This window comes from Xenorhabdus bharatensis (genome assembly GCF_037996705.1).
GTDB lineage: Bacteria > Pseudomonadota > Gammaproteobacteria > Enterobacterales > Enterobacteriaceae > Xenorhabdus > Xenorhabdus bharatensis.
In genome coordinates, this window is record NZ_JBBMXG010000018.1 from 1 (window position 1) to 18020 (window position 18020).

Below are 18020 nucleotides of genomic sequence, written 5' to 3' on the forward strand. Positions count from 1 at the left end.
ACGATTTTAACGGGATTGGTTGCTTACTGCCTTAAAGAGAAAAAGCCATCACTGAAAATTTTCTACTCAGAAGAAGATATTTCAGCAATAGCTTAAGCGGAATTGGGGTTATATTACCTTTCTGCTTCACCACCCAGAGCATCAATCGTATTTTTTATCAGCGCACTTAACTCACCCGTCATCAGGGTAAAGTCGGCATCAAATCGTTGGGCGACATCTTCGCGATCAATATCGTCATTTTGGTCACGTAATGTTTCACTGAACTTTATACGTTTATAAGAACCATCATCTGACAGCATGAACTGAATCCGCTCTTCCCAGTCCAGCGCCAGTTTGGTGACATATTTCCCGGATTCAATGTGTGTTGCTATTTCGTCAGAGACCAACTCCTGTTTTTTACAACGGATAACCCCACCTTCTTCCAGAATGGCTTTCAATTCGGCTTCATCCATCAGAGCATAACCCGCAGGCAGATCCCCTGAGCGAACCCATTCAGTTAATGTCAGTTCAATCGGATCAGCGAACGTCAGAGGAACAACAGGCAATGAACCCAGTGTTTTTCTGAGTAATGCCAGATTATCCTCAGCGCGTTTGGCACTGGCGGAGTCGATAATAATCAGATGGTTAACAGTATCTATCCAGATATAAGTCTGGCTGAATCGGCTGAATGCCCTTGGTAATAAAGTATGAATCACTTCATCTTTCAGTGAGTCTTTCTCGGTTTTTTTTAATTTCCGGTGTTGCTCTCCTTCCAGACGGGCAATTTTGGCCTGAAGTTCCTGTTTAATGACCGGAGAAGGCAACATTTTTTCTTCTTTGCGTGCACAGATCAGGATCTGATTACCTGCTGCATGCGTTAGTGCTTCACCATGAGCACCCATTGGCGGAACCCAGCCTGTTTTCATCATATCCTGACTGCCACATGGGGTGAATGCCAATGGGCTTAATTGTTTTTCCAGTTCATCCGCAGAAAGCGATATTTCTCGGTTTAAACGGTAAATCATTAAATTTTTGAACCATAACATGCAGTTACCCCATATTTATGCATTGTGACAAACGTCATATAAACGTTATTTGAAAAGCGTAGCTGTGCATGATAGCGAATCATGTGGTGAAGCCCTAGAAATTCATACTCGTCATTTTGTAGGTTTTCTTTTTGTTGGTTATACACAATTCTGAAAACAAACGCCCAATTCCTAAAACAAAGTGACGTTATAGTTCTTGATTGTTAATGCTGCTCAGGCAATGATCCTGTAACAACACGATCCAGTTAGGCTGAAAAATTCAGCTAACGGTTAACCACAGAGAAAAAGGTAAGCTATGCGTATAGGTATTGATCTTGGTGGAACCAAGATTGAAGTGATCGCATTGGGCGATCAGGGAAAAGAGCTGTTTCGTAAGCGGGTCGATACTCCTCGCAACGACTACCCGCAGACTTTGGCTGCGATTGCCGGTTTGATAGCAGATGCTGAACAGGCAACTGGCCAGAGAGGAACAATTGGTATTGGTATTCCGGGTGCAATTTCACCTTTTACCGGAAAAGTTAAAAATGCCAATTCTGTCTGGCTGAATGATCAGGTCTTGGACAGAGATATTTCTGCCCTGTTAGGGCGTGAAGTCCGGGTGGCTAATGATGCGAACTGTCTGGCTGTATCAGAAGCGACTGATGGCGCGGCAGCAGGTAAACAAATGGTATTTGCGGTTATTGTCGGGACTGGCTGTGGCTCGGGTCTGGCATTTGATGGCAGAGTCCATGCGGGTGGCAATGGTCTGGCTGGGGAGTGGGGCCATAACCCGTTGCCGTGGATGAACGATGAAGACCGTGCATATCAGGAAGAGGTGCGCTGTTTCTGTGGTAAACCCGGTTGTACCGAGATGTTTGTATCGGGAACCGGCTTTATGAGGGATTATTTCCGTGCCAGTGGTGTACATAAAAAAGGCCATGAAATCATGGAGGCAGTGGCACAAGGGGATAAAATCGCAGAACTGGCTATCCAGCGTTATGAGAGGCGTCTGGCGAAGGCACTGGCACAGGTCGTTAACTTACTTGATCCCGACGTTATTGTATTGGGTGGCGGTATGAGTAATGTTGATCGCCTTTATCAGACTCTGCCCGGCTTAGTCAACGAATGGGTGTTTGGTGGCGAGTGTGCAACACCTATCAAAAAAGCGCTGCATGGCGATTCCAGTGGGGTTCGCGGGGCTGCGTGGTTATGGCCTGATTCTCATAAGTAGCTGCATATTCTGTATGATTGCCCTTTATTTTCTCTGAAAGATGAAGGGCATACCATTTCGTTTGATGAATAAACATAATGTATAAGACATTTCTTTTTTGTCTTTGGCTGCCTGCGTTTGGAAAAATTAAATTTACCTTAACCTGACTTAAGTTAAATTTTCAATTTAATGCATGAGTTGTATTTCTATGTTACGGGTAATAACAAAAATAAAAGTGCAATCAATGCGTATTATTAATCATATATTTTGTATAATAATAGAAATATATTTTCCCTGATGTTGATTAAATATATTCATTGACTTTAATTTTATGGGGTTTTTATGGATTATAAAAAAAGCGATTTATTCAATTGTGAATAATAAAAATTAATATAAAGAATATATTTTTTGTGCTGTGGCAAAAATAGTCTGTGATGATGATATTTAAACGATAAAAGGTTGTTTTATGATTCATCTCACACATTAGTGTAATCTTTTTCTAACCTGTTTTAATTAGTGTGCACCTCTTCACGAAAAACATTGTTTTCTTTAGTTATTATAAATACGTGTAATGGGCTGAATACAGCACGCGAACTTAATACATCAATGTAGTACAACATGATATTGGAGATTTAATTCTCCTCTTTTTTATTTTTCACTTTCATTTTTTAATCTTATTGCTGGTTCAATATGGCATGTTATAAATATTATAACGAGGGAATTTCATTAGGAATAATAATCAATAATACTGATTCTATCATTTTTTAAACGCGTCTTTTATTTTCACGAAAATAGTGACGGGTTTTTATTGCCCTGAATATATTGCGCACAGTTCGTGATAGCGGGACGTATTACCTAAAAATTAATCTTTGTGGGTGTCTTATTATGAAAAGCATGAAGCCATTGGCGGCATTAATTGGATTATTGGTTATTTCTGGCAGCGCTGGTGCTGTTACGGTTTACAATGACAAGGGAACCAAAGTCGATTTGATTGGGCAGTTTCGTCTGAAGGCAAAAACCACCAGTCAGGATCGCGATATCAATATTCGTGACGATGGCAGCCGCATTGGTATTGGTGGTAGTCATCAATTAACCAGAGATATTCGCGTATTTGGTAAAATGGAATGGGGTTCAGATACTCAAAGATCAAATAGCGATAATGCTAAAACCAGTTTTGAAATGTACAACCGTGTTGGTTATATCGGCGCATCCCATCGTGATTATGGTCAGATTCAATTAGGCCGGACTTATATTCCTATTGATTGGGTAAAAAAATCCAGCTATGGCTATGGCAACACAGGCGTATTTTATTTCAGTGATGTTCTGAGCCGTGCAACAGGCTACAGCAATGACGGAGTAGGTAAAAACAATTTCGTGACCCGCCTGCCACAAACGATTTTTATCCAGACCAACAGTTATGAAGGCTTTAAGCTTGCTGCTACCTACAGCGGTAAATCCGGTTCAGATAAAGATCGCCAACATGGTGATTTGCGCCACGCCTATTCTGTTGTTGGTTTCTATGAATCAAAGTTTGGCCTGAAATTTGATGCTGGTTACTCTGCGGCAACGGGAGAAGCACACCGAAAAATAACGGGTGGCGAGCGTAAAGTTTCTGACGTCTCTCCGCAAGACAGCTTACTGGCTTTTGGTATGGAATATTATTTCCCCGGACGTCAATTTTCTGTTGGTGTGGACTACGGTCAGGCACGCTCCCGCAATTCAGGCATGATTTATCAGGAAGGCGAAAACCGTAAACTCAGTTCCAATTCCGTCAAAGGAAATTGGAAAGCAAACCTGTATGGCCTGGGTGCGAAATGGCACTGGGATAAAATTGAAAGCGGCATGTATGCAGGTTATTACCTGCGTGACGGTGATTCCAACACATTCAACTATAAAAAACAGACTTACACCGTTGGTTTAGATAAACGTTTTTCAGTTTCTCAGTACAATAGCATACGTCTGTTTGTTGAAGCGGCATACGATGATGCCCGCAGTGACAACCCGGTTTACAGAGATAAGAAACAGACCATTCTGGAAACCGGCGCACGTTTGTTTTTTTAATTGAATAAATTCTTTCTAAGAAAAATGTTATGGGAGAGCCTTTACCGGTTCTCCTCTCTACAAAGGGGTATAACATGTTGAAGCATGGGTTGAAAATTTCAGCACTGGCAATGTTGGTGGCATTTAATGTCAATGCAGCGACTGTTGATTTACGGGTGATGGAAACATCAGATGTTCACAGCAACCTGATTGATTTCGATTACTTTAAGGATAAACCGACTGAACAGTTTGGTTTGGTTCGTACTGCAAGCCTGATTAAAGCTGCTAAATCTGAAGTGACCAATGCCATTCTGGTTGATAACGGCGACCTGATTCAGGGTAGCCCGATGGCAGATTATATGGCGGCAAAAGGGCTGAAACAGGGTGAAGTTCACCCGGCTCACCAGCTTATGAACACCATGGGTTATACCGTCGGTAACTTTGGTAACCATGAGTTCAATTTTGGTCTGGATTACCTGAAACAGGCGATAGCGGGGGCCGAGTTCCCTTATGTCAACGCCAATATTATGGATGCCGAAACCGGTAAAAATTACTTTACCCCTTATATTATTGTTGATACTCCGGTTAAAGATCGGGAAGGTAAAGAGCACACGATTAAGATCGGTTATATCGGTTTTGTTCCGCCGCAGATCAGTATCTGGGATAAAGCGAATCTGGATGGCAAAGTTGTTGTCAACGATATCACCGAAACGGCAAAAAAATTCGTACCTGAAATGAAAAAAGCAGGTGCCGATCTGATTATTGCCATTCCGCACTCCGGCTTCTCGCAGGAACCCTATAAAGCGATGGCGGAAAACTCGGTTTACTACCTGAGCGAAGTTTCCGGCATTAATGCCATCATGTTCGGTCATTCCCACGGTGTTTTCCCAAATAAAGAGTATGCCGGGATTAAAGGTGTCGATGTGGCTAACGGCACGGTCAATGGCATTCCTGCGGTAATGCCGGGACAATGGGGAGATCATCTGGGCGTTGTTGATATGGTTATCAATAACGATGGTGGTGAATGGAAAGTGGAATCTGCCAAAGCGGAAGCGCGCCCTATCTACGATAAAGCCCACAAGAAAGCACTGGTTGAGCGTGATGATAAGCTGGCAGCGATTATCGATAAAGCTAATCAGGGAACCCGCGATTTTGTCGGTAAGCACATTGGTAAAGCCTCTGCCAATATGTACAGTTACCTTGCCCTGATCCAGAGTGATCCGACGGTTCAGATCGTCAATGACGCTCAGGTTGATTACACCAAACGCTTTATCAAAGGCGATCCTGATCTGGCTGACTTACCGGTTCTGGGAGCCGCAGCACCATTCAAAGCGGGTGGACGTAAAAATGCTCCCGCTGACTTCGTTGAAGTAGAAAAAGGCGATCTGTCATTCCGTAATGCCGCAGACCTGTATCTCTACCCGAACACCTTAGTTGTGGTCAAAGCGAGTGGTGCTGATGTTACTGAATGGCTGGAATGTTCAGTGGGTATGTATAACCAGATCGATCCGAACTCGACCAAGCCACAGGAATTACTGAACTGGGATGGTTTCCGTACTTATAATTTCGACACCATTAGTGGCGTCAATTATAAGGTGGATCTGACTCAACCCGCAAAATACGACACAGATTGCCAGCTGATCAATAAAGGTGCGAACCGTATCAAGGATGTTACCTATCAGGGTAAGCCTATCGATCCAAAAGCCACCTTCCTGATTGCCACCAATAACTACCGTGGTTACGGCGGTAAATTTGCCGGAACCGGAGAAGATCATATCGCATTTGCTTCACCGGATGAAAACCGCTCCGTTCTGGCAGCTTATATTTCCAGAACAACCAAAGAGCAGGGTGTGGTATCAACACAGGCAGAAAATAACTGGTCATTCCTGCCAATCAAGACAGATAAGCAACTGGATATCCGTTTTGAAACATCTCCATCAGAAAAAGCAGCGAAATTTATTAAAGAACATGCCCAATATCCGGTGAAATACCTGAAAAATGATGATGTCGGGTTTGCCATTTATCAAATTGATCTGACTGATAAAAAATAACGCTTAATTGTACTGCCTATAAGTTTCAGGTTGCAGCTTTGGGCTGTAACCTGAAAGATGACGGTTACACTTTGATAGCTGATTTAAAGAGATAATGAGATGAATTATAAATATAAATTACTTCCGATTGTGATTGGCACAGCATTGCTGGCAGGGTGTGCAACCCAGCCGGCTCATGAATCATCAAATATCGTGGATGTACGAGTTCTGGGTCTGAATGATTTCCATGGCGCGTTGAAGGCACCTAAAAATCAGTCCGGCGGTATCGAACATATGGCAACGCTGATTAAAGAGCTGAAACAGGATAACCCGAATAATATCGTGGTTGCCGCCGGTGATTTAATTGGAGCCAGCCCGTTGCTCTCCTCAATGTTCCACGATGAACCCAGTATTGAAGCTCTGACCCTTGCCGGTCTGGAAGCCACTTCGGTCGGGAATCACGAATTTGATAAAGGTAAAACGGAGCTGTTGCGTAAACAGAATGGTGGCTGCCATCCGGTAACAGGTTGTCAGGGGCCAGCACCATTTAAAGGCGCTGGGTTTCAGTACCTGTCGGCTAACGTCACAGTCAATGAAACAGGTAAAACCTTATTCCCGGAATATGTCATCAAAGAATTTGAAGGGATTCCGGTGGCCTTTATTGGCCTGACACTGGAAGGCACACCGGCAATTGTAACGCCTCAGGGAACGGCAGGTCTGAGCTTTTCCAATGAAGTTAAAACCATCAATGCACTGGTGCCCGAATTGCAGAAAAAGGGTGTAAAAGCCATTGGGATACTGATCCATGAAGGTGCAATGCAAAGACGTGACGCTGGTGGTGTTGATGTTAATGCCTGTAATGGCATAACCGGAAAAATCATCGATATCGTCAATCAGTTGGATCAAGAAGTGGATTTCGTGATCAGCGGCCATACTCATCAGGCTTATAACTGCGTGATTAACGGTAAATCTGTCACTTCTGCTCAGGCTAATGGTGCTTTGCTCACTAAGCTGGATCTGAAACTGGATAAAACAACCAAAGACGTTGTTGATTTCAAAGCAAAAAATATTTGGGTTGATAACTATAAATATGGCAAAGACCCGAAAGTAACGGAGTTATTATCTTCTTACGAAAAAATAGCGACACCTTTGGCAAATCGCGTGATCGGGAAACTGGAAAGTGATCTGAATAAGAAACCGACATCCGGTGGTGAATCTGCGTTGGGTAAAGTGATCGCTGATGCACACCTGTATGCCACAACGGCAAAAGAGAGTGGCGGTGCCGTGATTGCCTTCGTCAATAATGGCGGTATCCGTGCGCCAATGGATGCAGGGGATGTCACTTATAACGCGATTTATACCGTGCAGCCTTTCTCTAATGTGATGGTGACTAAGACGCTGACCGGTGAACAGATCAAGCGTGCGTTGGAACAACAGTGGGATCGTACGCGCCCAAGTGTGATGGCGGTATCCCATACTCTTGAATACTCGTGGGATAGCTCAAAACCGGCAGGGCAGCGTGTGATCGCCAGCTCCATGAAAATTAATGGTAAGCCAGTTGATATGAAAGCCAAGTACCGTGTAGCGGCTAACGAATATCTGGCAACCGGAGGCAGTAATTTCTCCGTATTTAAAGAAGGCACCGATCCGGTATACAGTGTTCCTGATGTGGATGCGGTGGTGAAATATTTTGCCGAGAAATCACCGATTGCTTACCCGAAAAAAGACAGGATCACGGATATAAGTAGCCAATAATGTGATGGTGATTGTAAATACAAAAAATTACTGTAGATAAAATCACCATCAAACAGGTACTGTAATCTTTCTGCTGTTTTAAATAATAAGTGCAATGCTAATTGTTATGCATTGCACTTATATTTTTAATCTTTTCAAATTAAGTGAATATATTACTTATAAGCGTAATATTTATAACGTAATAATAATTAAGGTAGTAATAATAAATGAGACATTGAATAAATAATAAAAACAGTTATGGAGAGCGCTAATATGCAAAAAATGATGGCGAGGCTAATAAAAAATAAAATTGCCAGAGTATTAACCTGTTCTGTAAGTCTTATACTGGGAAGTGCCACATATTCTTACGCTGCTGTAGTCCCTGCCGGAACCCAATTAGCCGAAAAGCAAGAAATCACCCGTAATAACTTTGCCGAACCCGCTTCTTTGGATCCGCATAAATCAGACAGTAGCAGTGAATTTGATATTTTAGTGGATCTCTTTGAACGTCTAGTGGATACCGACAAAGAAGAAAAAATTATTCCTGCTTTAGCCGAACGTTGGGAAACTAAAGATAATAAAACATGGGTTTTTTATTTAAGAAAAGAGGCGAAGTGGTCAGACGGTTCACCGGTAACTGCCCATGATGTGGTGTTCACTTGGCGGCGGTTGGTGACGCCGGATACTGTTTCTCCTTATGGGAGTTATCTGGTTCAGGCTAATGTTATCAATGCACAGGCTGTATTATCCGGTAAGAAAAAACCAGAAGAACTTGGTATTAAGGCCCTGAATGATACAACCTTAGAAGTCACACTGGAAAAGCCAAAAGCAGGCCTTTTGCAAATGTTGGCACATGCGGTGATGTCTCCACTTAATGAAAAGGTTGTTACAAAACATGGTAACAAATGGACACAGCCACAATTTTTTGTCAGTAACGGGCCTTTTACACTTTCTGAGTGGGTCGTGAATGAGAAAATTGTTGGTGTCAGAAATCCTCATTATTGGGATAATAAAAATACCATAATTAATAAAGTTACTTACTTGCCAATATCTGATTATAAGGCGGATCTTAATCGCTATCTGGCAGGAGAACTTGATATTTCTAATGGTGGGCCAACAGATTTCTTTTCTAAATTACAAAAAGAACTGGGTGATCAATTCCATATTAAACCGATAATGAGTGTTTCTTATTATCTTTTCAATACGCAAAAACCCCCATTTAACGATGTGCGGGTCAGACAGGCTCTGACTTTAGCGTTGGACAGGGATGTAATTGCTGGCAGGGTGCTAGGGCAAGGCCAAAAACCAGCTTATCATGTAGTTTCTCCGGGTAGTGGAGGGATGGAATTAAAACATCCTGATTATGCTTCGTGGACGCAGGAGCAGCGCGTTGAAAAAGCTAAAGCGTTATTAAATGAAGCGGGTTTTAATGAAGGTAATCCACTGAAATTTAAACTTTTATATAACACTTCTGATGCTCATAAAAGACTTGCTATTGCTGCCAGTTCAATATGGAAAAAGAACCTCGGTGTTGATGCTATTCTGGAAAATCAGGAAAGTAAATCGCAGACAGAATCGCTGTATCAGGGTAACTTTGAAGTTGGCAGATATGCTTGGCAGGCAGATTATAATAGCCCATTTACCTTTCTGGAAATTTTCATGACAGGAAACACAAATAATATAACAAAATACAGTAATCCAGAATTTGATAAGTTAGTATTAAAGGCAGATGAAACTAATGAGCAAGCAATCTATCAAAAAGCACTTGATATTATTACCCATGATTCACCTGCCATTCCAGTTTATTATTTTGTTCGTGTTAAATTAGTTAAGCCTCATGTCGGTGGCCTGTTTGTCAGCCCATTGGGGCATATTGTGACAAAAGATCTTTATATTATTAAACATTAATTTTCAATGGAGATAGCCTGCTTATAACAGGCTATTTCTAAATTAAATATCTAATTAAAATCGTTAACGTAAAGAAAGTAAAAATATAATAATGGGGGTAACCAAACGATGCAGAAAATAATTTCTGGAATGATAAAAAATACAACATCGAAAGTATTAACCTGTTCAATAGCCATTGCATTAGGCAGTATTAGTTTTTCTGCTCAGGCGGCGGTTGTGCCACCCGGCACAGAGTTGGCAGAAAAACAGGAAATCGTGCGTAATAATGGCTCATTTCCTGCTTCATTGGATGTACATAAAGTAGAAAGTAATACTGAGTTAGATATCATTCATGATTTGTTTGATGGTTTGGTCTATACCGACAAAAAAGGTAATATCGAACCCAGATTGGCGGAGCGCTGGGAAACGAAGGATAACCAGACATGGGTTTTCCATTTAAGAAAAGGTATTAAATGGTCTGATGGCACACCGATTACCGCTCATGATGTGGTATTCAGCTGGCGGCGTTTACTTGAGCCGACAATGGGTTCTCCTTATGGTAGTTATCTTGCAACCGCTCATGTGACAAATGCGAATGATGTATTACTGGGTAAGAAAAAAGCCGAAGAGCTTGGGGTAAAAGCGCTGGATGATGCTACATTGGAAGTGAAATTGGATAAGCCAGTCGCGTATTTCTTACAAATGTTAACTCATCCGGTTATGGTTCCTATCAGTGAAAAAACAGTCAATAAATATGGTGATAGGTGGACACAGCCAGAAACATTCGTTGGTAGCGGTGCGTTTAAACTGTCTGAGTGGACAGTGAATGAGAAGGTCGTTGGGGTCAGAAATCCTCAATATTGGGATGATAAAAACACAGTCATTAATAAAGTGACTTATGTCACCATCGTATCTGAAAAAGCCGATCTGAACCGTTACCTTGCAGGTGAAATTGATATAACTAAAACAATCGCATTAGATGCCTTTGCATCATTAAAAAAAGAAATTCCCGATCAGATGCATATTACGCCTATGCTATCCACTTATTATTATGCTTTTAATAACAAGAAACCGCCATTCAATGATGTCAGGGTCAGGTTAGCATTAAGTTTAGCCATTGACAGAGATGTTATTGCCGATAAGGTTTTGGGGCAGGGGCAGTTACCGGCTTATAATGTCCTTCCTCCTAATATTGGTGGGTTAAATTTAACTCCACCTGAATATGCAGGATGGACACAAGAACAGCGGATTAAAAAAGCCAGAGAATTATTAAATGAAGCCGGATTCAATAAAAATAATCCACTAAAAATTGATTTGCTTTATAACACAAGAGAAACTCATAAAAAAATAGCGATAGCAGTCAGTTCAATGTGGAAAAAAAATCTTGATGTGAATGCTGTACTGCAAAATCAGGAATGGAAAGTCATGCTGGATAATATGCATCAGGGTAAATTTGATATAGTCAGGTATGCATGGGTAGCAGATTATAATAGCCCGATGTCATTTCTGGATATTTTCGTAACAGGTAATAGTAATAATATCCAGCTCTATGAAAATAGTGATTTTGATCAAATGGTCCTTAAATCAGGGGAAACTAACGACATAAAACATTATCAAAATGCAATGGATATCATAACCAATGACACACCTGTTATTCCTATTTATTACTACGTGAGTAATAAGATGGTAAAACCTTATATTGGTGGTTTTCATCCTACTCCCATGGAATATATTTCAACGAAAGATCTTTATGTCATAAAACATTAATAAACAGATAGAGAGTCTTAATAGGCTCTCATCCCATTTGCAGGGTTAAAACAATGAAAATAAAAAATATTAAAAATAGAGCCATAAAACAATTATCCTGTTTGACTGCAATAATATTAGCCGGTGTAGTCACTGTATCCCATGCAGCCATTATTCCCCCCGGAACACAATTGGCGGAAAAGCAGGAAGTGGTACGTAATAATGGTGCAGAGCCAGTTTCATTGGATGTACATAAAGTTGAAAGTGATACTGATTTTAATATTATTCATGATTTTTTCGATAATCTGGTGTATACCGACAAACAAGGTAATATTGCTCCCTTATTAGCAACTAGCTGGGAAACTCAGGATAATCAAAACTGGGTCTTTCGTTTAAGACAGGACGCTAGATGGTCTGATGGTTCTTCTATCACTGCCCATGATGTGGTTTTTAGCTGGCAGCGTTTACTTGATCCGGCAGTTGGCTCACCTTATGGAAACTATCTTATTGATGCTGCGGTAATGAATGCTAAAGATGTGCTTAAAGGCACAAAGAGTGCCAATGAATTAGGCATAAAAGCATTGGATAATTATACGTTCGAAGTGAAGTTAGATAAACCTATCGGGGATTTTATACAGAGACTGGCTCACCCTATCATGGTTCCTGTCAGCGAAAAAGTGGTCAGAAAATATGGTGATAAATGGATACAGCCTGAACACTTTGTTAGTAGTGGCGCATTCAAATTATCTGAATGGATAGTCAATGAGAAAATAGTTGGTATCAGAAATCCCTATTATTGGGATAATAAAAATGTTGTTATTAATAAAGTCACTTATCTTGCTTTAGAATCAGCTAAATCTGATTTGAACCGTTATCTGGCAGGTGAAATTGATATCACGCTGACAATTCCACAGGATTCGTTTGCATCATTAAAGCAAAAATATCCGGAACAGGTGCATGTTTCTCCCAGACTGGGAGCTTATTATTATGAAATTAATAACGGAAAAGCACCGTTTACTGATATTCGGGTCAGGCAGGCATTAAATCTGGCAATAGACAGAGATGTTATCGCTGATAAAGTGTTAGGGCAGGGGCAAAAGCCTATTTATACTCTCCTGCCTGCGGGTATCGGTGGTTTTGATTTTAAACAACCGGATTTTGCTGATTGGACGCAGGAACAACGGGTTGAAAAAGCCAGAGCATTATTAAAGGAAGCCGGATTTAACCAGAACAATCCACTTAAATTTACCCTATTGTATAACACGCTTGAAGCTCATAAGAAAGTGGCTATTGCTCTCAGCTCAATGTGGAAAAAAAATCTGGGTGTTGAGGCAACCCTACAAAATCAAGAATGGAAAGTAGTGCTCGATAATAAATATCAGGGTAAATATGATCTTGTCAGATATGGCTGGATTGCAGACTATGATAGCCCGATGACATATTTCAATATATTCACTACAGACCACACACAAAATTCATCATATTATTCAAATAAACAATTTGATGAAATAGTCATGGAATCAGGAAAAACAAATGATAAAGCGGGTTATCAAAAAGCGCTAGATATTATTACTGAGGATGCCCCAATTATTCCTATTTATTCGGCTGTAAATCATAAAATGATTAAACCTTATCTTGGTGGTGTTTATGTTGATCCTCGAGGCTACTATCTGACAAAAGACATGTATGTGATTAAGCATTAAATACGGATTAATAAAATGACTGCTCATATCTTTAATCACGGGGGTATGAGCTAGTCAAACATGATAATTGTGATGTATCTTGTATTTTTGAAAACAAATGTTGTGTTTTTGTTAATTTAATAATCCCTGTATGGAATAATTATTTTTTGAATTAAATTATAACTTAGCCATGAAATTTAACATGAATTTATATGTCTGATGCCAGATATTATATTTTTTTAGATTCGTTTTTGTTGTATTTTAGATGTGTTATTTCTTTTTATTAGTTCATTACAAATTCATGTTTTATTTTTCATCATGAATTAATTTCATTATTTATTATTATATGCGGAATTATTTTTCTCTAAATTAAAATATAAACACTTATTAAATCAGTTAATTATGATGATAATGGTCACAATAAAATATTGTGATAAATAGTATCACACGTATGTAATGAGGCCAGATAGCAATAATAAATAAATATTGACATCAGATGTTATCAAGAATTATAAAACAACCAGCAGGGCTGAAATTTTGATAAGTTTTTACTGAGTTATGAAGGATAGAGAGCACACATATTTAGTGGGCATGTATATTTCTGACTACAATTAGTAAATTGATATGATAAAAATAAATAATTTATATTTTAGCTATCGAAACAGGGAAATCCAGAATGGATTTTTTAAGAATTTATTTAAATCAAATGAGACTGAGGTGAAATTATTTGAAAGCCTAAGTATTGAAATATTTAATGATGAGAGAATTATTGGGTTGCTGGGGAAAAATGGAGCAGGTAAAACAACATTAATAAAATTAATTACAGGAATTTTAACACCAAACTCTGGTGATATTACCGTGTTTGGCACCTCTCCGCATGGGCGTCCCGCAAAGCTTTTATCTAACCTTGGTGTTCTTTTTGGAAATAGGTCAATGCTCTGGGAGGAGTTATCTCTCTATGAGAATATAGAACTTTTTTCAAAAATATATAAACGTAGTTATGATAAAGATCATGTTGAAAACATGATAGAGGTAATGAACCTTAGAAATATTGCAAGGAAACCAGCAAAAACGTGTTCTTTAGGCCAGTCTGTTAAGTCTAATTTATTAATACATATGTTGAATAAGCCAAAGCTTCTTATTTTGGATGAGCCAACAATTGGCCTTGATATAGAATCACAGATTTTATTACGTAGTATTTTAAAAGATTATGCTGATAACAATGAGAGTAAAATACTTATTACTTCACATAATATGATAGATATAGCTGATATTTGTAAGGATATTATCTTTCTGAAAGAGGGCGAAGTATCAAGAGTAAACCTGAATGAGTGTGATTCCAAGGAAAAGAATGCAATATATTTAGAGAGGTTATTCTTGTGATTGCTAAATTCTCTTTTATAGAAACCATCAGAGCTAAGAATATTATATTAGGCTACTACTTTCTTATAATAACACTGTATGCTGTTGAATTATCCTTTTGGAGTACAATGACAAGTTCAAGTGATTTTGCTCATTACACACGTAATGAGATAATCACTTATATATTATGGTCAGTGATGATTTTTCAGTTAACAAGTATTTCAGGGTTTCCGGAGAGGTTAGCATTCAATATTGAAGATGGTAGTATTGATAGGTTAATTATCATGCCAAAGTCAATATTGCTGTATTATTCTGAGTATGCTTTTGGGCAGATGTTAGCCAGAATGTTTGTTATGTCTCCATTGGTTATTTTCATCATCTGGTATCAGGGTAACTTGCCAAATCTTTTATGGCTGTTGGTTGCGTTATGTATAGGTTTATTCATTAACTTATATTTAACAATGATATTATCTTGTATGGCTTTTAAGTTCAGAGGTGCTTACTCCTTTATTATGGTAAAGGATACGTTATCATGGGCATTATCAGGTGCCGTAATACCATTAGATGTATTTAATGACACCATAAAAATGTTTTTTAATTATATTCCTTTTCAGTATATTACTTACGTTCCTGTGAAAATTGCAACAAATTCAATCTCTCTTTACTTTATAATGAGTGGTTTATTGGTAATGTTCTTCCTGATGATCATTTTCAGCGTCATCTGGCGTTATATGATAAAGTATAATCAAGGGTATAATGGCAATGCTTAATATTATATTTATGGGGTTTAAAAATAGTTTATCAGAAGCTAAAAAAAGCCCTTTTAATTTTTGGATGGCGGCTTTTATTAATTTTAATTTTTATGTGGCGCAGGGTTTTTTCTGGTATGCCATTTTAGGATCAAAATCTTCTGATTATATTTTGTCTAATGACTTCGTTCTTATCTTTTTTACTACTGTATGTCTGGTAGATAATTTTTATCTTTTTTTATTCGGAAGAGGAAGTTTTTTACTGACAAATAAAGTTAAGTCATTAAAATTAGATCCACATTTGGTATTGCCGATAAATACTCAATTTCTTTATGTTGCAACAGGCATCGCATTTGAACATTTTTTATTGTCATTTTTATCTTTAGTCTTGTTTTTTGCTGTTCATATTTATTTAAATACTGATGTTTTATACATGTTTTTGCATTTAATCATGGTGTTTGAGGGGGTTTTAGTCCTGACAGCGATCACATGGATCATAAGAACGAGTATATTCTGGACATCAGCTTTAGTCAGTATTAAATATTCTAACCCTTGCTTTAAGGTGTTAGTCAGACCAGAGCAATCATTCCACGGCCTGATACGTATTATTCTGATGTTTGTGCTTCCCTGTTTATTTATAACCGGCGTTCCCGCTTCGGTAGCAAATGGGATAATGAGTGTGAAGTGGTTTTTTATTCAGTCAGCCATCACATTAATTTTAATCATTGTGGCTAAATTGTTTTTTGATATTGGCGTCAGAAGATATGCCAAATATGTAACGTAAGAATAAGTATTGAAGTTTTTTTAGATGGCAGATAAGTCAGGTTTTTACAGAAAGATATAATGACGAATGTGTAAGTAATAATATAATTATGGAGAGCTTTATTATGTCTATACAAAAAATGGTGACTAATTTAGTAGTAAAGAAAAAAATTAGCATACTCTCTTGTGTTATTGCAGCAATATTTGGAAATTTTTCATTATCTTACGCCGCTGTTGTGCCGGAAGGAACAAAACTGGCGGCTAAGCAGGAAATTGTACGTAATAGTTTATCAGAGCCTGCCTCATTGGATGTGCATAAAGTCTCCAGTGATGTCGAGTTTGATATTATTCATGATTTTTTTGAGGGATTAGTTTATATCGATAGGCAGGGAAATATTGAACCAAGATTGGCTGAGCGCTGGGAAACCAGTGATAATAAAACATGGGTTTTTCATCTGAGAAAAGGAATTAAGTGGTCTGATGGAACACCTATTACAGCTCATGATTTTGTCTTTAGTTGGCGACGTTTGGTTGAGCCTGACATTGTATCTCCCTATGGCAGCTATCTTGAAAATATCAGTATTATCAATGCTAATGATGTGCTTACAGGCAAGAGGAAAGGCGAAGAACTTGGGGTAAAAGCATTAGATGATATGACCTTGGAAGTACGTCTGGATAAACCAATGGGTGATTTTTTACAGGCATTAACGCATACCGTTATGGTGCCTGTGAATAAAAATGCCATTGAAAAACATGGGGATAAATGGACAAGACCGGGTAATTTTGTGGGTAATGGGCCATTTAAACTGTCTGAATGGAAGGTGAATGAAAAAATCGTAGGAGTCAGAAATCCCCACTATTGGGATGATAAAAACACCGTTATAGATAAAGTACATTATCTTGTTATTGCTTCTGAAAAATCTGCGTTAAGCCGTTATCTGGCTGGTGAAGTGGATTTTACTGGCACCATTCCACTGGAGTCTTTTGAATCGGTAAAGGAAAAAATGGGAGAGCAGGTGTATACATCTCCTAAAGTTGGCACTTATTTCTATGAATTTAATAACAAAAAACCACCTTTTGATAATATTAAAGTCAGGCAGGCATTAAATCTAGCAATAGACAGAGATGTAATCGCCTATAAGGTATTAAGACAGGGGCAAAAAGCCGCTTATACCCTTGTTCCACCTAATACAGGTGGTTTCGAATTTTCAGGGCCTGATTATGCTTCATGGACTCAGGAACAGCGTATTGAAAAAGCCAAAGTGCTCCTGAATGAAGCAGGGTTCAATAAAGACAATCCATTGAAATTTAATTTGCTTTACAATACTCATGAATCACACCAAAAAATTGCTATTGCAGTTAGTTCAATGTGGAAAAAGAGTCTGGGTGTAGAGGTTACTTTGCAGAATCAGGAATGGAAAGTGATGCTGGATAATATGCACCAAGGTAAATTTGAGGTTATCAGAAGGGCATGGATTGCTGATTATAATAGCCCGATGAGTTTTCTGAATATGTTTATGTCAGGGCAGGTTAAAAACACTGCTTTATATGAGAATAGTGATTATGATGAAGCCGTTAAAAAAGCGAGTGAGACTAATAATGTATTATACCAGCAGAAAGGGTTGGATATTATAACTACAGATTCACCTATCATTCCTATTTATTATTATGTCAACTCAAAAATGGTTAAGCCTTATGTTGGGGGATTTTATGTTACCCCGATGGGTTATGTATCTACTAAAGATCTTTATATCATTGATATTGAAAAATAAAGAGTTTAGTTTTGAATGAGATTAAGTTGCTCCTATAAAGGA

At 38.8% G+C, this 18020-nt stretch carries 12 protein-coding genes and 1 pseudogene; 12 read left to right on the top strand and 1 reads right to left on the bottom strand.

Annotation, left to right across the window (positions count from 1 at the left end; genetic code table 11):
* Positions 1-96: pseudogene (locus AAC855_RS16060) on the top strand (IS982 family transposase); the annotation flags it as partial.
* A 17-nt stretch (positions 97-113) separates the two neighbouring features.
* Here AAC855_RS16060 and rdgC read toward each other — a convergent pair.
* Positions 114-1025 (bottom strand): recombination-associated protein RdgC, encoded by a 912-nt coding sequence (gene rdgC / locus AAC855_RS16065; RefSeq protein WP_340610917.1) that lies wholly within the window; start codon positions 1023-1025, stop codon positions 114-116.
* A gap of 295 nt (positions 1026-1320) precedes the next feature.
* Between rdgC and mak the strand changes: the two genes are divergently transcribed.
* The 11 genes from mak (at position 1321) to AAC855_RS16120 (ending at position 17978) form a co-directional block, all read left to right on the top strand.
* Positions 1321-2235: a fructokinase gene (mak, locus tag AAC855_RS16070; protein ID WP_340610919.1), complete on the top strand. Its 915-nt coding sequence runs from the start codon at positions 1321-1323 to the stop codon at positions 2233-2235.
* Between the two features lie 864 nt (positions 2236-3099).
* Positions 3100-4275 carry a porin gene (locus tag AAC855_RS16075; RefSeq protein WP_340610920.1) on the top strand — a complete coding sequence of 392 codons (1176 nt, stop codon included), beginning with the start codon at positions 3100-3102 and terminating at the stop codon, positions 4273-4275.
* 74 nt (positions 4276-4349) lie between these two features.
* Complete coding sequence (locus AAC855_RS16080; protein WP_340610921.1) at positions 4350-6305, top strand: bifunctional 2',3'-cyclic-nucleotide 2'-phosphodiesterase/3'-nucleotidase; 1956 nt, start codon at positions 4350-4352, stop codon at positions 6303-6305.
* Between the two features lie 99 nt (positions 6306-6404).
* Positions 6405-8039, top strand: a complete 1635-nt coding sequence (locus AAC855_RS16085; protein WP_340610922.1) for a bifunctional metallophosphatase/5'-nucleotidase — start codon at positions 6405-6407, stop codon at positions 8037-8039.
* Between the two features lie 252 nt (positions 8040-8291).
* Complete coding sequence (locus tag AAC855_RS16090) at positions 8292-9926, top strand: ABC transporter substrate-binding protein (protein ID WP_340610923.1); 1635 nt, start codon at positions 8292-8294, stop codon at positions 9924-9926.
* A gap of 108 nt (positions 9927-10034) precedes the next feature.
* A complete protein-coding gene (locus tag AAC855_RS16095) occupies positions 10035-11672 on the top strand; it encodes an ABC transporter substrate-binding protein (protein WP_340610925.1) in 1638 nt (545 codons plus the stop codon).
* Positions 11673-11725: 53 nt separating this feature from the next.
* A complete protein-coding gene (locus AAC855_RS16100) occupies positions 11726-13354 on the top strand; it encodes an ABC transporter substrate-binding protein (RefSeq protein WP_340610926.1) in 1629 nt (542 codons plus the stop codon).
* A 603-nt stretch (positions 13355-13957) separates the two neighbouring features.
* The gene (locus AAC855_RS16105; protein WP_340610928.1) at positions 13958-14716 is read left to right on the top strand and encodes an ATP-binding cassette domain-containing protein; all 759 of its coding nucleotides are present in this window, start codon (positions 13958-13960) and stop codon (positions 14714-14716) included.
* Complete coding sequence (locus AAC855_RS16110) at positions 14713-15465, top strand: ABC-2 family transporter protein (RefSeq protein WP_340610930.1); 753 nt, start codon at positions 14713-14715, stop codon at positions 15463-15465. Before AAC855_RS16105 ends, AAC855_RS16110 begins: the two co-directional genes overlap by 4 nt.
* Positions 15452-16228, top strand: a complete 777-nt coding sequence (locus AAC855_RS16115) for an ABC-2 family transporter protein (protein ID WP_340610931.1) — start codon at positions 15452-15454, stop codon at positions 16226-16228. The genes AAC855_RS16110 and AAC855_RS16115 overlap by 14 nt, the downstream gene beginning before the upstream one ends.
* Before the next feature lie 103 nt (positions 16229-16331).
* Positions 16332-17978: a peptide ABC transporter substrate-binding protein gene (locus tag AAC855_RS16120; protein WP_340610933.1), complete on the top strand. Its 1647-nt coding sequence runs from the start codon at positions 16332-16334 to the stop codon at positions 17976-17978.
* Positions 17979-18020: the final 42 nt, after the last annotated feature.